Here is a 26,219-nt window from a genome sequence, read left to right on the forward strand (position 1 = left end):
GCAGTCTTCATACAATGTGGCGCTTTAGTGAATGCGTTTAATTTGGGTGGTAGGAACAAACTATGCAACATTCTGTAGAAACCGTTGAGCAAAATACGTCTGGCTTTCAGGGTAAGCTCATGGCCCTAACGGTTGCCTTGATGGCCGCCGGGATTGTGAGTGGTTGCTCCAGTACACCGCCCAAAAAAACCATGCAGGCCAAAACCAGCAAAACTGTGGGCTATAGTAAAGCAGGCCAGCAGGAAGCCTTGCTGGATGCCAATAGTGTTGATTCGCTTGAAGCGCTGTTGTCTGCAACTGACATGGCGGCAGTAGAAGGTGACCGACTGGCAGTACTGCGTCATGGTGATGTATGGAAGCGCATGCGCGCTGGTTTCCAGATGAACCTGAATGTGCAAAATAGCCGCATTAGTGCGCAACGGAGCTGGTTTGCCAGCCGTCAGCCTTATGTTAACCGCCTAAGCGCACGTGCCAGCCGTTATTTATACCATACGGTGACTGAGGCAGAGCGCCGTGGGATTCCCACAGAGCTGGCCTTACTACCAGTCATTGAAAGCTCTTATGATCCGGCAGCAACCAGTAGTGCCGCCGCCGCAGGCATGTGGCAGTTTATTCCAAGCACAGGCACCATTTATGGTTTGCGCCAGAATTCCATTTATGATGGCCGCCGCGATGTAGTGGAATCCACCCGTGCAGCCTATGAGTTCTTGACCAGCCTGTATAACCAGTTTGGCTCATGGGAACTGGCACTGGCTGCCTATAATGCAGGTCCTGGTCGTGTTCAGCAGGCCATTAACCGTAATGCGGCGGCTGGTTTGCCCACCGATTACTGGTCGCTCCGGTTGCCGTCTGAAACCATGAGCTATGTGCCGCGCTTTATGGCAGTGGCGCAGATTGTCAAAAATCCGGATCAATATGGCATTTACCTGCCCAGTATTGCCAACCGTCCGCACTTCCGGGAAGTTCAATTGCCCGGTGTGGTTGACCTGACACTTGCAGCATCCATTGCAGGTTTAAGTTATCAGGAACTTTACGAATTAAACCCCGGTTTTAGAAGTAGTTATACTGACCCAATGGGGCCAAACCGCCTGTTGATTCCAGCGGCATTAAATGCACAGGTTGACCAGCGATTACGCAGTATGCCAACCCTTGGGCAAACCAACCCCGGCCTGATGGCAAGCCTTGGCCCGGTGGGTGGCGCTGTGATTTTAAGTCAGGGTGGCAATACGGCAAACCGCAGTTTTAGCACCCAGCAGGCTGCGGCATTGATGAGCGCAGGCACAGTCAACCGGACTAACACGTCATCCATTCGCCCATCGGTAACCCAGCCAGTTACTGTTCGTAATTCCACGCCGTCTAGTAGTAATACCAGCAGCACCATTACGACCACGTTAAGCAATGGCAAGAAAACCGTAAGTACCACTGCTCCGGTTGTGCCTGTCAAGCCTGCAACTGTACCTGTAACTACAGCCAGCAGCGGCTTGCTGGCCATGGGCACCAAGCGTAATCCTACCCCGAATTCTGCCAATGCACTGGCGAATTTTGCCAATCAGGCTGACTTGCCCAGTAGCCCACGGATTCCGGTTGCAGTCACTCCGGCCCGCAATATTCAGCCAGTGGGTGAGCCTCCGTTAAGTAATGCCGAACTGCGTGGACTGACAGCTTCAGCGGCAGTGGCTAATTCAGTGGTGGGTGAACCCCAGCCAAGTGTCGAAGAAAAAGCCAAAGTTGTGGCTGAGTTGCAGGCGCTGGCGCCAGCCGGTACGCAAGTGGTTGATCCACTGGATGGCAAGATCAAGCTTACCGCCATTCAAACCAGCCAGTCGGTGGCCGATGCCAAAGGGCAGGAGCTAAAAATCAAGTATGAACAGCCCGTGCTGGTTGTCCAGAAAAACAATGCGTCACCCGCCAAGCCAAAAGTGGCTCCAGTTATAGTCAATGCCACGCAAAAACCGCAGGGCGAACGCTCCGTGCATGTCGTACAGTCTGGCGATACGCTGGCTAACATTGCCAGCCGTTATGGCGTTAACTGGCGTGATGTGGCCAACTGGAACCAGATTGACCCCGGCAAGTCACTGTACGTTGGCACCAGTCTGTATTTGTACAATGCCAAAAAGCCGCAGCCAAGCCGCCCAACCAGTTACACTGTTCAGGCAGGTGATACGCTTACTGCCGTGGCTGAAAAATTTGGCCTGAGCAACAAGCAGCTTGCTGACATGAATAACCTGAGCCCAACCAGCAACCTGATCCGTGGTGCGCGCCTGACCCTTATTGATAATGGCAGCAGTAAAACTAATGACGAACAGGGACAAAGTCAGGCCCGTAATGAGAAGTCCAGTTCAGGCAGCAAATCCGGTGACAGGGTTGAAACCATTAGCTATAAGGTCAAGCCGGGTGAATCGGTAGGTTTGCTTGCCAACCGCTATCAGATTAGTAATGAGGAACTGGCATCATTCAACAAATTTTCTGCCAATAGCACCCTGTATGTAGGGCAAACCATTAAGGTGCCTGCCACAGCCGTTAATGACGCTGAGGAAAAACCCGCAGCTACCAATATACGTATCAATAAATCTAGTGCAAAAGAATCTGCTGCAAAAATTGACACCATCAGCTATACCGTGAAGTCAGGCGATACTTTAAGCCGGATAGCCAGCCGGTTTAATACCAGCAATGATGAGCTGGCCAAGCTAAACAAGATTTCTGCCAGCAGCATGGTGATTGTCGGGCAAAAGCTGAACGTACCGGATACTGAAACCCCTGAACAACCAGCACGTCCAACCAGCTATACCGTGCAGTCTGGTGATACCCTAACGGGTGTGGCTGCAAGGTTTGACCTGACCCCGCAGGAACTGGCTGAGATGAATGACCTGAAAGCCAGCAGCAACCTGATCCGTGGCGCTACCCTGACACTGGTGGCAAGCGATACCAAGCCAGATAAAACCGACAGCAAGTCCGGCAAAAAGGCTGCCAGCAAAAAGGCCGAGCAGGATGATGTTGAAGTTGAAACGGTAAACAGCAAGCTAAGCCGCTCTAATGACACTGAAAGCTATACGGTAAAACGCGGTGAGTCACTCAATAGCATTGCAGCAAAACACGACATAACTGTGTCTGAACTGGCCAAGCTAAACCAGTTGTCCAGCAAGAGCATGGTACAGGTTGGCCAAAACCTGAATGTGCCCAAGCTTACCAGTAATTACACCATTAAGCGGGGCGATACCTTAATTGGTGTGGCCTCAAGGCATGGTGTATCGGTGAATGATCTGGCCAAGCTGAACCAGATTTCTCCATCCACCAGTGTCAAGATTGGTGATGTGCTGGTAGTACCAAATAGTGGCAGTCGTAGCTTATAATTTTTTAGTCATTGATTGTGCCAAGTCATTGCGTGTTTTGAGTAATTGCCTATGCTACATTGCGGCCAGCGGACTGGTGAAGTTGTAAAAATGGAAAATCTGAAAAAACAACAAATAACGACCCGGGCTGCGGGCTGGTTACTGGCAATGGGAAGCAGTATTGGCTGTGCTTTGACAGCAACTGCTGCGCCCATTACCCAGAATTACATTGCACTGCATAGCAAGCCACTCTATGCCAGTGCAACTGCCATGCCTTATGCTAATCCGAAGGCACCAAAAGGTGGCATGTTGTCTCAGTCGGCAGTGCTGGCGACATTTGACAACTTTAATACCTTAAATGGCAAGGGAACACCGGCTGAAGGAATTGGGCTGGTTTACGATACCCTGATGTCACCTTCGCTTGATGAGCCGGGTATCCGTTATCCATTGCTGGCAGAGCGGGTAACTTACGATCCAGACGATTCGTCCTATGTAATCTATCATATCAATCCCAAGGCCCGCTTTAGCAATGGCACCCCTGTGACTGCTGCCGATGTGGTATTTAGCTTTAATATGCTGTTGACCAAGGGCGCGCCCGGTATCAAGGTTTATCTGGCTGAGGTTGACAAGGTCATTGCGCTGAATAAGCTGGCAGTACGCTTTAATTTCAAGTCAAAGGATAATATCGAGCTGCCCAGCATTGTGGGTGAAGTCCCAATTTACTCACAGAAGGACTGGCAGGGTCATGACTATGAACGGGTTTCACTTAGAATACCTGTTGGTAGCGGCCCATACCTGATGGATAATTTTGTCGCAGGGCGCAGCATCACGTACAAGCGTAATCCGAACTATTGGGCCAAAGATTTACCCGTCAATGTCGGACGTTATAATTTTGACCGAATGCGCTATTTGTATTTTCGCAATCCGGATGTTGCTTTTGAGGGCTTTAAGGCTGGCCAGTATTTTTTTCAAGAGGAAAATAAAGCACGCACCTGGAGTATCGGGTATAACTTTCCTGCATTTAACCAGAAATATGTGGTTAAAAAAGCCATTTCCAACCAGAATCCAGTTAACTTGCAGGCTTTTGTTTTTAATACGCGGCGCCCTTTGTTTTCAGATATCCGGGTGCGTCAGGCGCTAACCTATGCCTATGATTACGAATGGCTCAACAAGGCCCTGTTTTATGGTCATTATGACCGTATACAAAGCTATTTTTATAATAGTGAACTGGCGGCTACTGGAACACCGTCAGCCGCCGAATTAAAGCTGCTCAAACCTTGGCTGGATAAACTTAGTCCTATCCAGCGGCAGGGCGTACTAACCAATTGGCAGTTTCCAAAAAGTGATGCCAGCGGCTTTAACCGCAACAATTTGCTTAAGGCCAGAGAGCTACTATTGCAGGCTGGCTATCATTATCAGCATGGCAAACTGATGGATAAATCCGGCAAGCCGTTCCGGTTTGAAATCCTGATTCGGCAAGATGGATTGCAGCGTACTATTTTGCCATTTACCCGTAATCTGGCCCGGCTGGGGATTGATGCAACCATCCGGCTGGTTGATGCGCCACAATACATGGAACGCCAGCGTACCTTTGATTTTGATATGATCACGTTGGCAACCTCAAACACTATTTCGCCGGGTAATGAGCAGGCTCAGTATTGGAGTAGTGTTTCTGCCGATCAGGAAGGTAATTACAATCTGGCTGGTATTAAAAACCCGGCAATTGATGCCATGATTGACCTGATTATACGGGCACCCAACCGTGAGCAGCTTATTACACGCACCCGTGTTATGGATCGCTTGCTGCGTGCTGGTTACTATCTGATTCCGACTTATAGCAAGTCCAAATACTGGGTAGCCTACTGGGATATGTATGGCTATACCGCCCAGCGTCCCAAGTATGATCTGGGTGTGGATTACTGGTGGGTAGACCCGGCCAAGGAAAAGCGAGTCATGCAGTATTTACAGCGCCAACAAAAATAATGACTGATTTAAGGATGATTTTAATGATAACAGGCCTGATGTCCGGTGTTGAACCCGGCTTTAGTGTACCAGTAGTCTACTAAGGATTAGCACATTATGGGTGCATACATTGTCAAACGCATATTGCTGATTATCCCAACCCTGTTTCTGATTCTGCTCACTAACTTTTTAATTGTGCAGGCCGCACCGGGTGGTCCTGTAGAGCAGGCCATGGAACAGGCACGACACGGGGCCGGCTTGGGCAAGGTTTCAGTGGGCGGTGGTGATGGTGCCGGGACTTCAGGTGTATCATCTGCCCAGTATCAGGGCGCGCGTGGCCTGCCACCGGAGATTGTAGAGCAAATCAAACAGCAGTATGGCTTTGACAAACCCGCCCATGAGCGTTTCTGGCTGATGCTTAAAGGCTATGTAAGCCTTGATTTTGGAACCAGCTTTTTTAAGGACAAGCCTGTAGTTAGCCTGATGCTTGAAAAGCTGCCGGTATCGGTATCGCTGGGATTATGGAGCACTTTGCTGATTTACCTGATATCTATTCCTCTGGGTATCAAAAAAGCCCGTAGCCATGGGTTATTCTTTGATAAAAGCACTTCACTTTTGCTGGCCGTGGGCTATGCAGTGCCAACCTTTGTATTTGCCGTGGTGCTGATTGTATTTTTTGCAGGTGGCAGTTATTTTCAGTGGTTCCCGTTACAGGGGCTGGTGTCGGAGAACTTTGAACAGCTATCCCTGCTACAAAAAATAAAAGACTACTTCTGGCACTTAACCCTGCCGCTACTGGCTATTACGCTGGGTGGCTTTGCCAGCCTGACTTATCTCACCAAGTTTTCTTTTTTAGAAGAACTGGGCAAGCAGTATGTCTTGGCGGCGCGTTCCAAGGGTCTAACAGAAAACAGGGTGCTGTATGGTCATGTGTTTCGCAATGCCATGCTCATTGTGATTGCCAGCCTGCCCAGTGCCTTAATTGGGATTTTCTTTGTTGGCAACCTGTTTGTAGAAATTATTTTTAATCTGGATGGCTTGGGCCTGCTGGGCTTTGAGGCTATTCAAAACCGTGATTACCCCATCATTTTTGGCACGCTGTTTATATTCACGCTGCTGGGTTTAATTTTACAACTGGTGAGCGATATCTTATATCAGGTCATTGATCCCAGAATTAACTTTGATGCCCGAGGGTCTAACGGATGAGCCCGATTCTGCAAGCACGTTTACGCCGTTTTAAAAATAACCGGCTTGGGTTTTTCTGCTTTTGCCTGTTCATGCTGATTTTTATTGCCTGTCTGGGTGCCAACTTTATTGCCAATGAACGACCCTTGATAGTGAAGTATCAGGATTCATTTTACTTTCCGGTGGTTAAGGATTACCCCGAAACCACCTTTGGCGGAGTGTTTGAAACAGCAGCAGAATACCGCGATCCAGTTGTACAGCGCCTGATTAACCAGCAGGGCTGGATATTGTGGCCACCATTGCGCTATGCCAACCAGACAACCAATCTGGATCTGGCAGTACCCGTACCCTCACCACCGAGCGCGCAAAACTGGCTGGGAACGGATGACCTTGGTCATGATGTGATTGCACGGATTCTGTATGGATTACGGGTATCATTGTTATTTGGCCTGTTTTTAACGGCTGCAGCGGCTGCTATTGGTATTGTTGTGGGGGCACTGCAAGGCTATTACGGCGGCTGGGTAGACTTGCTTGGGCAGCGTATTTTGGAAGTCTGGGGTGGTTTGCCCACACTGTTTATGGTAATTATTCTGGTGAGCCTGTTTACACCGAATGTTTACTGGCTGTTTTTAATCATGCTGTTTTTTGGCTGGCCAGCGCTGGTGGGTTTGGTGCGTGCTGAATTTTTGCGTGCGCGTAACCTTGACTATGTTCGCGCTGCACGGTCTTTAGGGGTGAGTAACCGCTCCATCATGTTCCGGCATATTTTACCCAATGCCTTAAGCTCCAGTCTGTCACAGTTGCCATTTATGCTCACTGCCAATATTACCGCACTCACGGCACTGGACTTTTTAGGTTATGGCCTGCCACCCGGTTCTGCCTCTATTGGTGAACTATTACTTCAGGGCAAAACAAATCTGGATGCCCCATGGCTGGCCTTAAGTGGCTTTTTTACCATGGCAATTGTGCTGTCCTTATTGGTGTATATCGGGGAGGCCGCACGTGATGCATTTGACCCAAGACGTTAAAAAAGAAATGGGAATAAAAACTGAAGCTTCAGAAGTAGGCAACCTGCCGCTGCTACAAGTGCAGCATTTGTTTATCCGTACTCAGCAGCAAGTGCTGGTGCAGGATTTAAGCTTTGACCTGCATGCCGGGCAATCGCTGGCGATTGTGGGGGAAAGTGGGTCTGGCAAGTCAATTTCCTCACTGGCTTTGCTGGGGCTGCTGCCGGACAGCCTGCAGGTTACTGGACAAGCCAGCTTAAATGGAATAAGCCTGCTGCAACGAAATGAAACCCAGTGGCGACAAATTCGTGGCAAGAAAATTGCCATGATTTTTCAGGAACCCATGACCGCGCTTAATCCGCTGCATAAAGTGGAAAAGCAGATTGGCGAAATGCTACGCTTAAATGGATTAAGTAAAGCGCAGACGCGCACGAAAGTTATTGATTTGCTTAATCAGGTCGGTATTCCAGAGCCTGAAACCAAGCTTAGCCGTTATCCGCATGAGCTGTCCGGCGGGCAGCGTCAGCGTGTGATGATCGCCATGGCACTGGCACAGGACCCGGATATTTTAATTGCCGATGAGCCGACCACGGCGCTGGATGTCACCTTGCAGGCACAGGTTTTAAACCTGCTGAAGTCGCTACAGGCCAGCCGCCATATGGCCATGATCTTAATTAGCCATGACCTCAATCTGGTGCGCCGCTACAGTGATAACGTGATTGTCATGCAACTGGGGCAGGTGAAGGAACAGGGCAACACTGAACAGATTTTTGCCAATCCGCAGGATAACTATACCAGGCATTTGCTGGATCAGGATTTTGGCAAGGCCATTGTGCTGGAGAATGCCAATGTGTCAGCGCAGTCGGCAGCACAGCCTATGCTTAAGCTGGAACAGATTACCGTGCAGTTTCCCATTAAAACCGGCTTGCTTAACCGCGTTACAGATCAGGTGGTTGCGGTTGAGCCACTGGATTTAAGCGTTATGCGTGGAGAATCCGTGGGAATTGTGGGTGAAAGTGGTTCTGGAAAAACCTCGCTGGCACTGGCATTGGCCCGCCTGATTAAAAGTGATGGCAAAATTGTACTGAACCAGAATCGGCTGGATCACTTGAATGAAAACCAGCTACGGCCACTGCGTCCCCAGTTTCAAATGGTGTTTCAGGACCCGTTTGGCAGTTTAAACCCACGCCTGACCATTGAGCAGATTATTGGGGAGGGGGCCACCCGCCTGATTCCCAATAAAACTGAGCGTCGCAAGGCAGTTGAACAGGTGTTGCAAAAGGTGGAGTTACCTGCCGATTTTGCAGACCGTTATCCGCATCAGCTATCAGGTGGGCAACGGCAGCGTGTAGCACTGGCGCGGGCACTGATTATGAAACCCAAGCTGATGATTCTGGATGAACCCACCTCGGCGCTGGACAGAACCACGCAACGCGCTTTGGTGAACTTGTTGCGCAAGTTGCAGCAGGATGAGCAGATTAGTTATGTGTTTATTAGCCATGATCTGGCGGTGATTCGTGCCTTGTGTCAGCGCGTGCTGGTACTGCGGCATGGCAAGTTCATGGAGCTGCAGGCAACGGAAGACCTGTTCAATGCACCGCAAAGTGATTATACCAAGGCATTGATTGAGGCAGCGCTAGGGTAACTTTTCTTTAAAGCTGGATTTAAAAACACTTAATGTAGACTGCCAGCTTTCAAAAAATGAAACTGGCATTTAAGTTTATTGAAGAATTCTAATTAAAATTTAATTTAAAAACTTGGAACAAAAATGCGAAATTTTAGAATTTTATTACTTACTATTTTTTCATTAATCATATTGTCAGGCTGTAACCAGATTGAGTTTGCTACTCGAAACACGCCTTATATCAATACTTTAATTGAGCAATCACTAGCGCAGCCAAATCTGCAAATTGATCCTGAATTTCGTGCCCAGAAATTATTGCTGGATCTGGATGGCGATGGCGCACTTGATTTAGTGAGAGTGGTGAAAAACACGTTAAATCATAAAGCTGGTCTTGAAATTATTTTTGGTAATTATCAACGAGTGGAATATCTCATTGCTGGCAAAACACTGGCTGGCCTTAGTGAAGATGATTTATCAGGGTTTCAAACCTACAGTATTGCGCCCAAGCATGAAAAATATGTTGACCTGAATGTTTCTATCGGTGAAAACGGGGATATTCCAGCCATGGAAGATGTACCAGTTGATGAACTGGTTTATCTGGAGCATGATGGTATAGATATTGGGATGCTGGAATCCTGTGGTAGCGGCATTATTTATATGAAAAATAATAAATTTCACTGGATTCAGACCAGTTAGTCTAAGGGAAAATTAACAATGAAAAATGGAATAAGCCTTAAATTATTAATTTGTCTGGTTCTAAGCGGACCGCTACTAAGCCATGCCGCCACATTCCATATTCAAAATGGTTCCAAACTCTATAATGCCCAGCTTGATGTGGCTCACTGCGAAAAAGATGAATGTTCAGGCCAAGCTAGAATCTTGCTGTATCAAAAAGGCAGTCAGCAGATTTTTCAAACCCTAACTTCTGATGACCTGAATTTTTATCTGGATAAAAAACAACAGCCTAGCGTTAATATCATTCAGCTTTATAATGAGCAAAGCCCTTTGATATTTGAAGATTTTAACTTTGACGGCCAGCAGGACTTGGCAATCCGTAATGGCAATGAAAGCAGTTATGGTGGGCCGTCGTATGATGTTTATGTGTTTAATAAAACACGCCAGAAATTTGTACCCAGTAGTGAACTGACCGAACTGGCTTATGATAATCTGGGCATGTTTCAGACCGATGCCAAGCGCAAGCGATTAATTACCTTTGCCAAATCCGGCTGCTGTTTTCATGTGACCTCAGAGTATGCCGTTATTCCCAATAAAGGGTTAAAGCTGGTGCATGAAGTCACTGAAGATGCAATAGGCGGTGAGCAGGTAAAAGTGACCACCCGAACTTATAATCTAAAAAATGGAAAGTGGGGCACCACCGTCAAAAAATTTCCGGTAGATGAGTATTATCAATAAGCCAAGGCAGGCATCGCTAAAAAATTTGCTATGATGGCAGGCATGATTTTTAATGCATAAGGTTTGATATGACAGTCGCAGAACAGGGATTATCAGCGCAGGGAAAACTGCTACAGGGAAAACGCTTTTTAGTGGCCGGTGTTGCCAGCAAATTATCCATTGCCTATGGAATTGCACAGGCATTGCACCGTGAAGGGGCAGCGCTGGCCTTTACTTACCCTAATGAAAAACTAAAAAAACGGGTGGATGAGTTTGCCCGTCAGATGGGTTCTACACTGGTGTTTGCCTGCGACGTGGCAGATGACGCACAAATTGAACAAACTTTTGTTGATTTAGCCCAGCACTGGGATGGCTTGGACGGGGTGGTGCATTCCATTGGTTTTGCCCCTGCGGATCAACTGGACGGTGACTTTACTGATGTCACTAGCCGCGAAGGCTTTAAGATTGCGCACGATATTTCGGCCTATAGCTTTATTGCCATGGCGCGTGCGGCTAAACCTTTATTGCAGGCACGGCAGGGCTGCTTGCTGACCTTAACCTATCAGGGTTCCGAGCGGGTATTGCCCAATTACAATGTAATGGGTCTGGCCAAGGCCTCGCTGGAAGCCAGTGTGCGTTATCTGGCCAGCAGTCTGGGTAAGGATGGCATTCGGGTTAATGCCATTTCTGCCGGGCCAATTCGTACTCTTGCAGCCAGTGGCATCAAGAGTTTTCGTAAAATGCTGGATGTGAATGCCTCTATTGCGCCATTACAACGTAATGTCACTATTGAAGAAGTGGGCAACGCAGCATTATTTTTATGTTCACCATGGGCGTCGGGTATTACAGGTGAAATCATGTATGTGGATGGTGGCTTTAATACCGTGGGTATGAGCGAAAGCCTGCTGAATACCGACTAATGCCAAGAACAGGATAAAAGGGAACATTTGTGAATAGTTCGCGCTTTGAAAATGATTATGCGTCAGTCAATTATCGTTATATTGCAGCGTCCAATGAACTCAATGCGCGAACTTCACAGCGTCAGCAGGCGCTCACCATTTTTATTAGTTTTTTTATTGGCTTACTGGCAGCACTCATTGCAGCACATAATGCCAGCAAGGATAGCACTGCCCACATTGAATGGATTTTGCTGGGCTTTCCAGTGGCGTCAGCATCCTTTGCATTTTTAAATTTTAAGTATGAGCTGATCATTACCAATTTAAGGGAATATTTGTCTGAGCTGGAGCAACTGGGCAATGCGCATTTATATATTCCCAGTTATAACACCACCGCTAAATGGGTGATTAAATCCAACCGTGGCCGCCGCTTTCACGATTATGCCTGTGCCATTTTAATTGTGGCGTGCAACAGTATCGGGGTCAGTGCCTTTTATGTGCTGTTTCCAGAGCGGTTTAATGCATCATACTGGGTGTTATTGATAGTTTTTTTAATTACGCTCATTACTGCAGCAATGCAATGGTTTTTACCCAAGGCTGGCTTTAAGGTAAATTAAGGTTTTTGAGAATAAAAAACAGGGCAATCAAGCAGTGTCAAAAATTTGTTTTATACATGTCGCATGGAAAGTAAAGTAAATGTATTTCGTGAAATAATTATTGAGACCGATCTGGACGATAAACTTGAGCAGGTTAAGAAGGCGGTAAAGAATGACTAGTAAAATAAATTACATCACTTGTTCATAATCAAAGCCATACAAAAACCTTTAAAATTAAACACACAGCTTAGTGCTTCACTGTACTAATTTAAAGAAATATAGACCATGAAGTATATCTTCATCTCGGGTCTTATTTATTAAATTCTGCTCAGTAATAAATTCGGTGAACCCTATCATGTCAAAAACATTAAAAGTTTATACCCGTAATAATCTTGACCCGGCTGTAAAATCAGCCACCATTGAGATTCTTAACCAGATTCTAGCCAACCTGATTGATTTATCATTGCTGACCAAACAGGCGCACTGGAACATGCGGGGCAGCAACTTTATTGCCGTGCATGAAATGCTGGATACCTTTAGAACGACCCTGATTACTCATCTGGACAATGTGGCGGAGCGGGCGGTGCAAATCGGCGGTACAGCACTGGGCACAACCCAAACTGTGGCAGCCGCTTCACATTTAGCGTCTTATCCTGTGGATATCCATAATGTACAAGAACATTTAAAGGAACTGGCTGACCGTTATGGCGTGGTGGCCAATCATCTGCGTGACACCATTGATAAAATTGAAGACCCCATTTCTGAAGATATTATCCATGCAGCGCTGGAAGATCTGGATCAGTATCTCTGGTTTCTTGAGGCCAATATTGATTCTGAGCAGGCATCATCAGATCAAGGTGCTTAAACCGCCAGTCTTGTAGACCAATAGCCCGGTAGGTGTATAAAAGCAACTGCCGGGCTATTTTTTATATTTAAAATCAGCAAGGGTATCTGTCTTGATGAATTCACGATTAAGTCAACAGTGTCTGTATTAGTACTGAATCGGACTACCACCCAGACTTTGCATCAGTGTGACCATATTACCAAGCTGATTCAGTCGAATTTGAATCAGTGAATTTTCGGTATTACGGCGCGCTTCCTGTGCATCAATCCACTGTTTGAGGGCAACAGCACCAGCCCGATAACGCACTTCATTAAGGCGTTCAGTGCGCTGCGCCAGAGAAAGGGTGCGTTCCTGAGCACTGGCCTGTACCTGTAACTGGGTTTTATTGGACAGTGCATTTTCAACATCCGCCAGCGCGCTATAGATGGACTGGCGAAACCCGATAATTGCGGCCTGATATTCAAGCTCGCTAATGGCCAGATTGCGCTGCATGTCGTTATATTGCAAAAAGGGCAGCGATAATCCGGCACCCAGTGTCAGGGCTGGATTTTTGACCAGTTCAGTCAGCGACGTGCTACTGGACCCTAAGGAACCAGTCAGGCTGATGGATGGATAATAACTTGCACGGGTGGCATCCTTGTTGGCCAGCACGCGACGCAAGCGCAGTTCAGCCGCGGTCAGGTCGGGGCGGCGGGCAATCAGTTCAGCAGGTAGGCCTGCATCAATGACAGGCAATTGGAAGTTGGCCAAACGCTGTGGTTCGGTAAAACCCAGTTGGCCGGGTGCTCCATCAAACAAAATAGCCAAAGCGTTACGGGCTTCTACCCGTTGCTGAATTAGCTGGCTTTGGCTGGCTTCCTGTCCGACCAGCGACTGTTCAGCTTGTGCCAGTTCCAGGCCCGATACTGCGCCAGCCCGGTATTGTGCCTGTACCAGTTGGAACAGCTTGCGACTGTTGGCAATGCTGGCCTCACCCGAAGCAATCCGTTCATTCAAATACGCCAGTTGCCAGTACAGGTTACACACCGTACCCACCAGACTTTGTGCAGTGGCCTGCAAATCCTTTGCGGTGGCTGCGGCTTCCCAGCGTGCTGCTTCGGTCTGGCTGGCCAGTTTGCCCCATAAATCCACTTCATAACTAACCGAACCCGACAAACTCAATCCGCGTGAATTGTCATCGCCGTCACGCACATCCACCTGATGCGATGCGGAGACATTGGCACCCACACGTGGCAACTGCTGGTTGGCGGTTAATCCTGCCTGTTCACGGGCCTGTCTTAGGCGCAAGCCTGCCACCACCAGATCATTGTTGGCCGCCAAGGCACGATCCACCAGATTGTTCAGCTCGGCATCATTAAAAACAGTCCACCAGCGATCCTTTAGCTGGGCTATATCAAATTGATTAGCATTCTGGCCCCGTTGGCTCGGCTGCTGATTATACTGGGCAGGAAGCTGGACGCCAGGTTGCTGGTAAGGCGTGCGTACCACTGCGGAACAGCCACCCAGCACCGAGAGTGCCAAGACTGTCAGCACAAGATGCTGTGAACTTCTGGAAAATTTATGGCTTAACTTCATGATTACATTCTCATCATCTTTGCTCTGGCGCTTTAACCTGAAGCTGTTGAATTGACAATATTCGTCAGGCGCATTACTCACGGGCAAGCGCAGCCACCGGATCAAGCTGGGCCGCATTACGCGCAGGTAAAAATCCAAATAGGACACCAATTAAGGACGAGCAGATAAACGCAGCAACCATGGATGTGGTGGAATAAATCATCTGAAAGCTATCGCCGGCAAAATGACTAAAAATCTGCCCAATACCCAGCGCCAGCAATACACCCAGCACACCACCCAGAATGCACACCAGTACGGCTTCAATCAGGAACTGCTGCAAAATATCGCTTTGCCGCGCACCCACGGCCATGCGTACCCCAATTTCCTGCGTCCGTTCCGTAACGGATACCAGCATGATATTCATCACGCCAATGCCGCCAACAATCAGCGAAATAACTGCAATAGCAGAAATCAGCAGGGTCATGGTGGCGGTAGTTTGCTGAATGGTTTCCCGAATGCTGTCGCTGTTCTGGGTAAACACATCCTGCGCGCCATGCCGTTGTTCCAGCAGGCTTAAAATGGCATTTTCAGCAGCACTGGTCGGTGCGCTGTCATTAATGCGCACAATGATGCTACGTAAATTTGGCTGGCCTAAAATCCGGCTCATGACTGTGGTATAGGGCATCCAGACATTCAAGGAATCCGAATTGCCAAACATGCTTTTTTCCGCAGCGGTTACCCCAATAATGCGGGAAGGCACATTACCCAGCAAAATGACTTGGCCAACCGGATTTTCCCCATTGGGAAACAGGGTGTTTTTGGTGTTGTCATCAATCACCACATCCTGACTCAGTTCCTTGACATTTTGCCGGTCAAAGGCTTGTCCGCTAGTAAAGGTCATGCCCCGCACATCAAAGAAATCCTCACCTACGCCATTAATACTGGCGCTGGCTTCAATATCCCGGTAACGGATGGTCTGCGAGCTATTTACGCTGGGGCTAACGCTATCCACATAGGGTTGTTCGGCAATGGCATCAGCATCATCAGGAATCAGGGTCCGCGCCTGACTGGTGCGTGAATTATCACCAAAACCACGCCCTTGATACACCGTAATGGTATTAGTACCCAGACTGCTAATATTTTGCAAAATCTGTTGTTGTGAACCATTTCCCAGTGCCACAACCGATACCACCGAGGCAATACCAATAATAATACCCAGCATGGTTAAAAAGGTGCGCAGGCGATGGGCATTCATGGCCAGTATAGCCATACGGAAGGCTTCACCCAGCCGGTCAAATGAGGAACGCCATGCGGACACGCGCTTGGCAGGTTCATTGGTTGCAGCCTGTTCGGCCATCACCGCTGCTGCCTGATCATCCACATGGTCTTCAGTGGCATAAACCGGAGTATTTTGCCGGTCTGCAATAATTTCACCATCACTGATTTCAATAATCCGGCTGGCATTTTGTGCCACCAGTGGATCATGCGTCACCAGAATAATGGTATGGCCCTGTGCATGCAGTTCGCGCAAAATCCGCATAACTTCAATGCCGCTATTTTTATCCAGTGCGCCGGTTGGCTCATCCGCCAGAATGACATCACCGCCATTCACCAGTGCACGGGCAATACTCACGCGCTGCTGCTGACCACCCGATAACTGGCTGGGACGGTGGTTCAGACGTTCGCCCAGACCAAGCTGGGTAAGCAACTGTGCAGCCCGTTGCTGGCGCGCTGATGGCTCAATACCAGCATAAATAGAGGGAACTTCCACGTTGCCCACGGCAGACAAATCACCCAGCAGGTGATAGCGCTGGAAGATAAAGCCAAAGTATTCGCGGCGCAGGCGTGCCAGTTCATCCGGTTGCAGCTTGCCAGTTTCCTGTCCATTCACCCGGTAGCTGCCACGGGTAGGGCGGTCAAGGCAGCCCAGAATATTCATCAGGGTGGATTTACCGGAGCCGGACTGCCCAATAATGGCCACCAGTTCACCAGCATGAATTTGCAGGTTAATATTTTTAAGTACGGCGACAGTGCCTTCACCGGCTGGAAACTCACGGGTGAGATTTTCTACTTCCAGCAAGGGCACGGCTGACGGGCTTAAACCGGTTTGATTCAGGACTTGTATGTCGTTGGTTTTCACAGTGCTCACTGTTTAAAACCTCATTGGGCGGTTACTGGAGCGTTTGGCGGCATTGTTGGACGAATCACTGCTGTCAGCAATGACCACTTCTTCGCCTTCCTTAAGGCCCGCCTTGATTTCCGCAGTAATCCGGTTGTTTAAGCCCACTTTTACCTGACGGGGTACAGCATTGCCTTCCTGATCCAGTACACGCACCATGGCGCGGCGGTTGGCAATCTTGCTGCTGGCGCTGGCTTTGCTAGTAGGGGCATTCTCACTGTTAGCACTGCCGCTATTGCCAGCCTTTGCAGCCTGACTACCAGTTGCACTGGCACTATTTGCGCTGCTATCAGCCTCTCCAGCTTTTTTACCACGGCCTTGTCCAGTGCTTAAAGCTGCCGCAGGAACACTAATCACATTTTTGGCTTCATTCAGCACAATATAAACCTGTGCCGTCATGTCAATGCGCAGCTTGCCATCCGGGTTTGGCACATCAAACAGGGCATTGTAATACACTGCGCTGGAACTCGTACTGCTGCTAGTGCTGCTGCTTTCAGAGGTAATCGACTCCGGTGCCGGCTCAATGGCGCGCAGGCTGGCATAAATTTTCTTGTCCGGTTCGCCAAGCGTGGTGAAATACACCGGCTGGCCCTGATTAATGCGCATGACGTCGGCTTCACTGACCTGTGCCTTAATAGTCATGGTTTGCAGCTTGGCCAGCTTAACAATAGTCGGGGCAGACTGGTTGGCGTTTACGGTCTGGCCTTCTTCGGTCACAATTGCTACCACAGTGCCATTAATCGGTGCTGTAATACGGGTATAACCCACATTTTCACGGGCAGTTGAAATGGTCAGGCGGCTTTGTTCAATCTGGGCATCAATGGCTTTGACATTGGCTTGCGCGGTTTCAAAGGTGGCCTGTGCGCTTTCATATTCAGCGCGTGAAGTGGCATCCTGTGCCAGCATTTGCTTTTGCCGGTTAAACGCCAATTGTGCTTCCTTCAGGCTGGCCAGACGCGTGGCTTTTTGCGCCAGCAGGTTGTCCAGCGCAGCTTCTTCATTTCTGAGGTCATTTTCCTGACGTACCGAATCAATCTGCGCAATCAGTTGTCCCTGTTTGACCTGATCACCCAGTTTTACATACATTTTTTTAACCTGACCGGAGACCTGAGCACCTACACTGACCAGTTGTTCAGCCTGCAAAATACCGGTTGCCAGTACTGTTTCTTCAATATCACCGCGACTGACCTTGGCAGTAATGTATTGCGGTTTTTCTTCCTTGGGCTTTAAAAAATTCCAGGCCAGCAGGGCCACCAATGCAGTAATCAAGACAATTACCAAGATTTTCAGGGGACTGGACTTAGGCAACATAAAGATATCAGTTTGATTTTAAATGAAAACGACTATAAAGAGTGATTCAGCGAATTAGATTGGCTGAATTGTTTTTTTATATATCAAAATGTTAATGAATTGTAATTATTTTAGGAAAAATCCTGCATTTATCTTCTTAATTACATCAATCATAGGACTTTTAAGCATAAATGTTTTATTCGCTTCATATCACAGTAGTAAATTTTAATCAGCAACTGAAATATCCAGATTTTTTCTATCATTAAGTAATGCCTGCACTTGATAAAAATACAATGCCGCAAAATTAAATGAAACTTAAGACTAAAGTCTGATTTTTAAAAAATGCACCACGATAATACAAAAACCAAATGAATTAATGTCTTAATGAATGAATAAAAAATAAACAAATATTATGGTTTTAGCAGAACTCAATGAGGATACATGGCTAGAAACATTTAGGCGAAATCAGGTACAATCCCATGCAATCTTCAAGGATTTGGTTTTTTCATAACCAAATGTATTTTACCTACCAAAATTATTTTGGCCTGCCAGGAGTTGTCCCCGCATGAGTGCCATTACTCCATATGACTGGGCCGTTGTGGCTTTCGTTATCGGCGTCACATTTTTGTGCGTCTTCATGCTGACTGTGCCATTACTACTGGGTGGCAAGGCATGGGGCCGTGCCAAGAATGAACCCTTCGAATCTGGGGTTGTCGGAGCCGGCGGTGCGCGCTTGCGTCTGTCTGCCAAGTTTTATCTTGTTGCTATTTTCTTTGTAGTGTTCGATCTTGAGGCACTCTACCTGTATGCATGGTCTGTTTCGGTGCGTGAAGCTGGCTGGATTGGCTTCTGGACTGCTGCCATTTTTGTACTGATCCTGCTGATCGGCCTGATCTATGAATTGAGCACCGGTTCGCTGAACTGGTCGCCAGCCGACCGCCGCAAGCAGGCTGGTATTCAGCCTCATGTTGGCAAGCCCAATATGGATCTGGCGGAAATCACCCGTTTTAACAATATTGAAGAGCTGGAAACCGATCCCACCGGGAAAGTACCAGCGCAGTTATCCGGCAAGGTATCCGGTAAAGGTCCTTTACGTGCTGACCGGGCGTCTTCTCCAACTGCTGTTAAGGAGTAATGCGATATGAAATATACCTTGACCCGTGCCAATCCCAATGCAGAGCAATATCCATTGCAGGATCGCAGGGAAGTAAACGATCCGGTTAGCGACGATGTCAACAAGAATGTGTTTATGACCAAGCTTGAAGACCTGTTGCATTCCTCTGTGAACTGGGGCCGCAAGAATTCGTTGTGGCCTTATAACTTTGGCACATCCTGCTGTTATGTCGAATATGCCACCACCCTGACTGCCGTACATGATATGTCACGCTTTGGGGCAGAGGTTATCCGTGCCTCACCACGTCAGGCTGACCTGATGATTGTAGCGGGTACGGTGTTTATCAAAATGGCACCAGTTATTCAGCGCCTGTATGAGCAAATGCTGGAACCCAAGTGGGTCATTTCCATGGGTGCCTGTGCCAACTCGGGCGGTATGTACGATATATACTCGGTGGTGCAGGGTGTGGATAAAATCATTCCGGTGGATGTGTATGTACCGGGTTGCCCACCGCGTCCTGAAGCACTGATTCAGGGCCTGATGCTGTTGCAGGACCAGATTCAAAAAGAACGCCGCCCGTTGTCAGCGGTGATTGGTGATGACCTCAAACCGGTTTACCGCCCCAAAATGCAGCCTGAACGTGATCGTAAAAAGGCCCAGCGGATTGCGGTGACGAATTTGCGGTCACCAGACGAAAGTCGATAGTAATAAACCCTGACGCTGCCTTTGCAGCGTTTTGCCAGCTTATGCAAGTGATCAATGCTGATCCTTGTGCGCCAGAATTTGTAGTAAATAGGAAGCCTAACCAATGGCTGAAGAATCAATTGTTTTGCACGATGCTGCATCACAGTCACCTGCGGTTGATAAACGCCCCGCCTTTGCTGTTGTAGAAGAGCTGCGTGGCAAGTTTGGTGACTCTTTCAGGGTGCAAACGACCTTTGAAGACTTTCCAACCATCTGGGTGGAACGCTCTCAACTGCTCGATATACTGATGTTCCTGCGTACAGTATCACGTCCCTATGTGATGCTGTTCGACCTGTCCGCCATGGACGAGCGCCTGCGCAATCATCGTGAAGGACTGCCACCGTCTGATTTTACCGTGTTCTATCACCTGTTGTCGCTCGAGCGCAACACCGATATTCGCGTTAAGGTAGCCCTGTCGGAAAGTGACCTGAACATTCCTACCGCAACCCGTATCTGGCCTAACGCCAACTGGTACGAGCGCGAAGCCTATGACATGTTTGGCATCAACTTTACTGGCCATCCGATGTTGCGCCGTATTTTGCTGCCAACCTACTGGGAAGGTCATCCGCTGCGCAAGGACTATTCTGCGCGTGCTACAGAATATACCCCGTATTATCTGGACAAGGCCAAGCAGGACTTTGAACAGGAGCAACTGCGTTTTGTGCCGGAAGACTGGGGCATGAAGCGGGGTAACCGGGACGAGGACTTCATGTTCCTAAATCTCGGGCCAAACCATCCATCAGCGCATGGTGCCTTCCGTGTGGTATTACAGCTGGACGGTGAGGAAGTGGTTGATAGCGTGCCTGATATTGGTTACCACCATCGTGGTGCTGAAAAAATGGGCGAGCGCCAGACCTGGCATTCCTATATTCCCTATACCGACCGGGTGGATTATCTGGGTGGTGTTGCGCAAAACATGCCGTATGTCATGTCAGTTGAAAAACTGGCGGGCATTACCGTACCGGATCGTGCACAAGTCATCCGGGTCATGCTGTCCGAGTTTTTCCGTATCAATAACCACTTGCTGTTTATTGGTACTGCCATTCAGGATGCTGGTGGTATGACCCCGGTATTCTATATGTTTACCGATCGCCAGAAAATTTATGATGTGATTGAAGCCATTACTGGTTTCCGTATGCATCCGGCATGGTTCCGTATAGGTGGCACTGCCGCTGACCTGCCAAATGGCTGGCAAAAGCTGGTGCGTGAATTTCTGGACTGGATGCCAAGCCGCCTGAAAGAATACAAAAAGGCCGCCTTGCAAAACAGTGTAATGATTGGCCGTACCCGTAATGTTGCCCAGTATGATGCCAAGCAGGCACTGGCCTGGGGTGTTACTGGTACTGGCTTGCGTGCGACTGGTATTGATTTTGATGTGCGTAAGGCCCGTCCGTACAGTGGCTATGAAAACTTCGAGTTTGAAGTGCCGCTGTGCTATCACGGCGATGCCTACGACCGTATTCTGGTGCATTACGAAGAAATCTGGCAGTCCATGCGCATTATTGAGCAATGCCTGAACAACATGCCGTCTGGCCCTTATAAGGCCGACCATCCATTGGCTGTGCCGCCACCAAAAGACAAAACCCTGCATGACATTGAAACCCTGATTAACCACTTTTTAAGTGTGTCATGGGGGCCTGTGATGCCAGCGGGCGAGTCTACAGTAATGGCTGAGGTGGTGAAGGGGGCAAGTACTTATTATCTGACGTCCGATAAATCAACCATGAGTTATCGTACCCGGATTCGTACCCCGACGTTCCCGCACCTGCAACAAATTCCTTCTGTAATTAATGGCAGTTTGGTGTCCGACTTGATTATTTATCTGGCGACCATCGATATTGTAATGGCCGATGTGGATCGTTAAGAGGATAACGCCATCATGATGATTTTGACTGATAAAAAACCGCGCGTGAATGTTGAAGCCATTTTAACCGCGCAAGAAATTCACGATATTGAGCACCAGATTGCCCATTATCCTGATCCGCGTGCTGCCTCTCTGGATGCCCTGAAAATTGTGCAAAAGCGTAATGGCTGGGTAGACGATGCACAGGTGGTTGCCATTGGCCAGATGCTGGGTATTCCGGCTGCTGATGTTGAAGGCGTGGCGACTTTTTATAACCGTATTTACCGCCGTCCGGTGGGGCGTAATGTCATTTTGCTGTGTGATTCCATTGCCTGCTTCCTGATGGGAGCAGAAACACTGGCTGAAGCATTCCAGAAGCACCTTGGTATTCAATATGGCCAAACCACGGCAGATGGTCGTTTTACCCTGTTGCCAATTTGCTGTCTGGGCAATTGTGACAAGGGACCAACCCTGATGATCAATGAAGACACGCATGGTCTGGTTGGTGTCAATGACATCGCTGCGTTACTGGAGCAATATGTATGACAACGAATGTAAATACAGAACCAAGACCCATACATGGTAACGGCACCGCAGAAACCCATCCGCTGACCTGGCGCCTAAAACATCATGAGCTGATTCATGATGTAGACACCTACGAGTCACTGGAAGGCTACGCGGGCATGAAAAAAGCCTTAAGCATGACGCCGGCTGAAGTGCAGGAAGTGGTTAAGGCTGCAACCGTAAAAGGCCGTGGTGGTGCAGGCTTTCCGGCAGGGATCAAATGGTCACTGATGGCACCCAATGATGGCGGCCCGCGTTACCTGATTTGTAATGCCGATGAAATGGAGCCGGGCACCTTTAAAGATCGCCTGCTCATGGAAAAGCTGCCGCATCAACTGATCGAAGGCATGATCATTGCGGCCTACACTTTAGAAGCCACCATGGGATATATTTTTATCCGGGGTGAGTATATCGAAGCGGCGCAATATCTAAATAATGCTTTAGAGCAAGTGCGAGCCAAAGGCTATCTTGGTGAAAATATCCTAAACACTGGCTGGTCATTTGATATGCACGTGCATACCGGTGCGGGCCGTTATATTTGCGGTGAAGAAACCGCACTGATTAATTCTCTGGAAGGCCGTCGTGCCAATCCGCGTACCAAGCCTCCATTTCCACAGGTGGCTGGTGCATGGGGCCGCCCAACTATCGTCAATAACGTCGAAACCTTTAATAACCTGCCAGCCATTTTGTTACGTGGGCCAGAGTGGTACATCAACCTGTCTGCCCACAAGAGCAAGGATCCCGGCACCAAGATTTATGGGGTTTCCGGTAAGGTGCGTTTCCCCGGCTTGTGGGAGCTGCCTTTTGGTACAACTGCTCGCGAAGTGATTGAAGAATATGCCGGGGGCATGCGTGAAGGCTTAAAGCTAAAGGCATGGTTGCCTGGTGGTGCATCCACTGACTTTTTAACCGCGGAGCATCTGGATCTGCCGATGGATGCCGACAGCATTATGAAAGCAGGTTCGCGTCTGGGTACCTGCCTGATTATGGTAGTGGATGAAACCCAGTGCATGGTGTCGCTCACCCGCAATTTGGAAGAATTTTTTGCGCGTGAATCCTGTGGCTGGTGTACGCCGTGCCGCGATGGCTTGCCATGGAGCGTAAAGGCGCTGTCTGCCATTGAACATGGCCGTGGCAAGCTGGAAGACATTACCCATCTTGAGCAGCTCACCAAGAACCTGTGGATTGGCAAGACATTCTGTGCACATGCTCCGGGTGCCATGGAACCATTACAAAGCGCCCTAAAATATTTTCGCAGCGAGTTTGAAGCACTGATTCCCAAAGAAACAGAATCCGTGGTTCAAATCAGCAACGCTCAGCAAGCTTAAGGAACCAGGCGATGGCTACAATACATGTCGATGGTAAAGATTACGAGGTTGATGGATCAGAAAACCTGTTGCAGGTTTGTTTGTCCCTTGGCCTTGATATTCCCTATTTTTGTTGGCATCCGTCACTGGGTTCTGTAGGCTCATGCCGTCAGTGTGCAGTTAAACAGTATGCCAATGCGGATGACAAGCGCGGACGTCTGGTGATGTCCTGCATGACGCCCGCCGTCAACGATACCTATATTTCCATTGAAGATGACGAAGCAAAGGCCTTTCGCGAAACCATCGTGGAATACCTGATGACCAACCACCCGCATGACTGTCCGGTCTGTGAAGAAGGTGGGCATTGTCATTTACAGGACATGACCGTAATGACAGGACATGACCGCCGCCGTTATCGTTTTACCAAGCGCACGCATCAAAATCAGGATCTGGGGCCATTTATTGCCCATGAAATGAACCGCTGTATCGCTTGTTATCGCTGTGTGCGCTACTACAAGGATTATGCAGGCGGTACGGATCTGGGTGTGTATGGCAACGCAGCACGGGTTTATTTTGGCCGTGAGACCGATGGGGTACTGGAAAGCGAGTTTTCCGGCAATCTGGTTGAAGTGTGCCCAACTGGTGTATTTACCGATAAAACCCATTCCGAGCGTTATAACCGCAAATGGGACATGCAGTATGCACCCAGTATTTGTCAGGGTTGTTCTTCCGGCTGTAATATTTCTCCGGGAGAGCGCTATGGCGAGCTGCGCCGCATTGAAAACCGCTTTAATGGGTCGGTTAACCAGTATTTCCTGTGTGACAAGGGCCGCTTTGGGACAGGTTATGTCAACCGCAAGGATCGTCCGCGTCAGCCACAATTGCACATTGAAAACCGCACCTTAACCGTAAGTGTGGATGAAGCACTGGATCAGGCCATTGCCAGCTTAAAAGGCCAGAATGTGCTGGGTATTGGCTCACCACGCGCTAGTCTTGAAAGTAATTTTGCCTTGCGTGAGCTGGTGGGCAATGAAAATTTCTCTACCGGTATGACCCAGCAGGAACAGCAACTGGTTGAACTGGCAGCTAGCCTGATGCAAACCGAAGGCATTTATAATCCAAACCTGCGTGAAGTGGAAGATTATGATGCGGTGCTGATTCTGGGCGAAGACCTGACGCAAACGGCACCACGCATGGCCTTGTCGGTACGTCAGTCTGCCAAGAACAAAGGACTGGAAATGGCCGCCGAGCGTAAGACGCAAGGCTGGCTGGCTGAGCCGGTTGCCCGTATTGCACAGGATGCCAAAAGTCCGGTTTATATTTTAAGTTCAGTTGCTACGCGGTTAAGCGATATTGCTGAAGGCGAAGTGGTTGCTTCACCAAACGATATTGCACGTTTGGGTTTTGCCATTGCCGCAGCGATTAAAGCTGAAGCCATGAATAGTGATATTTCCGATGATGCCAAGGTGTTTGCACTGGAAGTAGCGCGTCAGCTTAAGCATGCCAAAAAGCCACTAATCATTTCTGGTACCAGCCTGCTGGAACCTGCCCTGATGGAAGCGGCTGCACAAGTTGCCTTAAATCTGGGTAGCTCTGATGGAAAAAGCAAGGCTGGCCTGACACTGGTTGTGCCAGAAGTAAACTCCATGGGTCTGGCGCTGATGGGCGGTATGCCACTGGAACAGGCTTTAACGCAAAGCTACGACGCCATGGTGATTGTTGAAAATGACTTGTACCGTCGCTTGCCAGCACAACAGGTCAAAGCTGCAATGGCTAAAACCCAGCAAATTATTGTGCTGGATCATCAGGATACCCCAACTGCTAAAAAAGCCTCTATTGTGCTATCTGCGGCAAGTTTTGCTGAAGGTGATGGAACAGTAGTGAGTCAGGAAGGCCGTGCCCAGCGTTACTTCCAGGTTTATGATCCGGCGTATTACAACCCCGAAATCAGCATCAAGGAAAGCTGGCGCTGGTTGCATGCCATTCATACCGGAATTCAGGGCAAACCTGTGGACTGGACGGTTCTGGATGATGTGATTGAAGCGGTGGCCAGCAAAGTTCCAGCACTTGAAGGCATTGTGGATGTTGCGCCAGACGCAGGCTACCGTGTTCATGGCCTGAAAATTGCCCGTGAACCACGCCGTTACTCTGGCCGTACCGCCATGCGGGCACCAATTTCCGTGCATGAGCCCAAGCAGCCAACCGACCGGGATTCGGCATTAACCTTCTCGATGGAAGGCTATGTTGGCCCGCAGGAATCATCTTCCCTGATTCCGTTCGCATGGGCACCGGGCTGGAACTCACCACAGTCGTGGAACAAGTTTCAGGATGAAGTCGGTGGGCATTTAAAAGCCGGTGATCCGGGCATACGCCTGTTTGACCGCCTGCCAAAACGTCCGGCACGCAGTTTTGTTGCGCCAGCGCCATTACTGGACAATGACAATACCTATCGTCTGGTTCCGGTGCATCATATTTTTGCCAGCGGCGAAATGACAGTGCGTACACCGGTCATGCAATCACGCATTCCAGCAGCGGCATTTAGTGTCAGCCGTGATGATGCCGCCCGCCTGAATGTTCAGCAGGGCCAGCGTGTGACGGTAAAAGCCGGAGATACCAGCATTAACCTGCCGGTCAATGTGGTTGATTACTTGCCATATGGCTATATTGGGTATCCGGTTGGACTTGCACCGGTAGTCAGCTTGACCGATTCAATAGCCATCAGCGTTGATGCTGCTGCGGTAGGAGTCTAACATGCGGGTTGATCCTTCAATTCCAACATTTTTAAATGA

19 protein-coding genes are annotated in these 26,219 nt (G+C 48.8%); 16 read left to right on the forward strand and 3 right to left on the reverse strand.

What is annotated here, in order from left to right:
* Window positions 1-62 precede the first annotated feature (62 nt).
* From BKE30_RS09185 to dps, 10 genes are all read left to right on the forward strand, one after another.
* Window positions 63-3,350: a LysM peptidoglycan-binding domain-containing protein gene (locus BKE30_RS09185; RefSeq protein ID WP_076878300.1), complete on the forward strand. Its 3,288-nt coding sequence runs from the start codon at window positions 63-65 to the stop codon at window positions 3,348-3,350.
* Between the two features lie 147 nt (window positions 3,351-3,497).
* Entirely contained in the window at window positions 3,498-5,312 is a 1,815-nt protein-coding gene (locus BKE30_RS09190; protein ID WP_198938069.1) for an extracellular solute-binding protein, read from the forward strand.
* Window positions 5,313-5,408: 96 nt separating this feature from the next.
* Window positions 5,409-6,497: a microcin C ABC transporter permease YejB gene (locus BKE30_RS09195; RefSeq protein WP_076878301.1), complete on the forward strand. Its 1,089-nt coding sequence runs from the start codon at window positions 5,409-5,411 to the stop codon at window positions 6,495-6,497.
* The gene (locus BKE30_RS09200; protein WP_076878302.1) at window positions 6,494-7,504 is read left to right on the forward strand and encodes an ABC transporter permease; all 1,011 of its coding nucleotides are present in this window, start codon (window positions 6,494-6,496) and stop codon (window positions 7,502-7,504) included. The genes BKE30_RS09195 and BKE30_RS09200 overlap by 4 nt, the downstream gene beginning before the upstream one ends.
* Window positions 7,482-9,128: an ABC transporter ATP-binding protein gene (locus BKE30_RS09205; RefSeq protein ID WP_076878303.1), complete on the forward strand. Its 1,647-nt coding sequence runs from the start codon at window positions 7,482-7,484 to the stop codon at window positions 9,126-9,128. The genes BKE30_RS09200 and BKE30_RS09205 overlap by 23 nt, the downstream gene beginning before the upstream one ends.
* A 123-nt stretch (window positions 9,129-9,251) precedes the next feature.
* The gene (locus BKE30_RS09210) at window positions 9,252-9,803 is read left to right on the forward strand and encodes a hypothetical protein (protein WP_076878304.1); all 552 of its coding nucleotides are present in this window, start codon (window positions 9,252-9,254) and stop codon (window positions 9,801-9,803) included.
* A gap of 18 nt (window positions 9,804-9,821) precedes the next feature.
* The gene (locus BKE30_RS09215) at window positions 9,822-10,520 is read left to right on the forward strand and encodes an XAC2610-related protein (protein WP_076878305.1); all 699 of its coding nucleotides are present in this window, start codon (window positions 9,822-9,824) and stop codon (window positions 10,518-10,520) included.
* Between the two features lie 68 nt (window positions 10,521-10,588).
* Entirely contained in the window at window positions 10,589-11,419 is an 831-nt protein-coding gene (locus BKE30_RS09220; protein ID WP_076878306.1) for an enoyl-ACP reductase FabI, read from the forward strand.
* Window positions 11,420-11,448: 29 nt separating this feature from the next.
* A complete protein-coding gene (locus tag BKE30_RS09225) occupies window positions 11,449-12,012 on the forward strand; it encodes a hypothetical protein (RefSeq protein ID WP_076878307.1) in 564 nt (187 codons plus the stop codon).
* 334 nt (window positions 12,013-12,346) lie between these two features.
* Window positions 12,347-12,856, forward strand: a complete 510-nt coding sequence (gene dps, locus BKE30_RS09230; protein WP_406564679.1) for a DNA starvation/stationary phase protection protein Dps — start codon at window positions 12,347-12,349, stop codon at window positions 12,854-12,856.
* Between the two features lie 126 nt (window positions 12,857-12,982).
* On the opposite strand, the gene BKE30_RS09235 is transcribed toward dps, so the two are convergent.
* The 3 genes from BKE30_RS09235 to BKE30_RS09245 form a co-directional block, all read right to left on the reverse strand.
* Window positions 12,983-14,410 (reverse strand): efflux transporter outer membrane subunit, encoded by a 1,428-nt coding sequence (locus BKE30_RS09235; protein ID WP_076878309.1) that lies wholly within the window; start codon window positions 14,408-14,410, stop codon window positions 12,983-12,985.
* Window positions 14,411-14,483: 73 nt separating this feature from the next.
* On the reverse strand, window positions 14,484-16,505 hold the full coding sequence (locus BKE30_RS09240; protein WP_076878426.1) for a MacB family efflux pump subunit: 2,022 nt from the start codon (window positions 16,503-16,505) through the stop codon (window positions 14,484-14,486).
* 36 nt (window positions 16,506-16,541) lie between these two features.
* The gene (locus BKE30_RS09245; RefSeq protein WP_076878427.1) at window positions 16,542-17,876 is read right to left on the reverse strand and encodes a MacA family efflux pump subunit; all 1,335 of its coding nucleotides are present in this window, start codon (window positions 17,874-17,876) and stop codon (window positions 16,542-16,544) included.
* 547 nt (window positions 17,877-18,423) lie between these two features.
* Between BKE30_RS09245 and BKE30_RS09250 the strand changes: the two genes are divergently transcribed.
* The 6 genes from BKE30_RS09250 to nuoG all read left to right on the forward strand — a co-directional run bounded on the left by BKE30_RS09250 (window position 18,424) and on the right by nuoG (window position 26,180).
* Window positions 18,424-18,993 carry an NADH-quinone oxidoreductase subunit A gene (locus BKE30_RS09250; protein ID WP_076878310.1) on the forward strand — a complete coding sequence of 190 codons (570 nt, stop codon included), beginning with the start codon at window positions 18,424-18,426 and terminating at the stop codon, window positions 18,991-18,993.
* 6 nt (window positions 18,994-18,999) lie between these two features.
* Window positions 19,000-19,677, forward strand: a complete 678-nt coding sequence (locus tag BKE30_RS09255; protein WP_076878311.1) for an NADH-quinone oxidoreductase subunit B — start codon at window positions 19,000-19,002, stop codon at window positions 19,675-19,677.
* Window positions 19,678-19,780: 103 nt separating this feature from the next.
* Window positions 19,781-21,580, forward strand: a complete 1,800-nt coding sequence (gene nuoC / locus BKE30_RS09260) for an NADH-quinone oxidoreductase subunit C/D (RefSeq protein WP_076878312.1) — start codon at window positions 19,781-19,783, stop codon at window positions 21,578-21,580.
* Between the two features lie 15 nt (window positions 21,581-21,595).
* Complete coding sequence (gene nuoE, locus BKE30_RS09265; protein ID WP_076878313.1) at window positions 21,596-22,105, forward strand: NADH-quinone oxidoreductase subunit NuoE; 510 nt, start codon at window positions 21,596-21,598, stop codon at window positions 22,103-22,105.
* Window positions 22,102-23,451, forward strand: a complete 1,350-nt coding sequence (nuoF, locus tag BKE30_RS09270) for an NADH-quinone oxidoreductase subunit NuoF (RefSeq protein WP_076878314.1) — start codon at window positions 22,102-22,104, stop codon at window positions 23,449-23,451. The genes nuoE and nuoF overlap by 4 nt, the downstream gene beginning before the upstream one ends.
* Window positions 23,452-23,462: 11 nt before the next feature.
* Entirely contained in the window at window positions 23,463-26,180 is a 2,718-nt protein-coding gene (gene nuoG, locus BKE30_RS09275; RefSeq protein WP_076878315.1) for an NADH-quinone oxidoreductase subunit NuoG, read from the forward strand.
* Window positions 26,181-26,219 lie beyond the last annotated feature (39 nt).

Origin of the sequence: Alkanindiges hydrocarboniclasticus (assembly GCF_001982605.1) — a bacterium.
GTDB lineage: Bacteria > Pseudomonadota > Gammaproteobacteria > Pseudomonadales > Moraxellaceae > Alkanindiges > Alkanindiges hydrocarboniclasticus.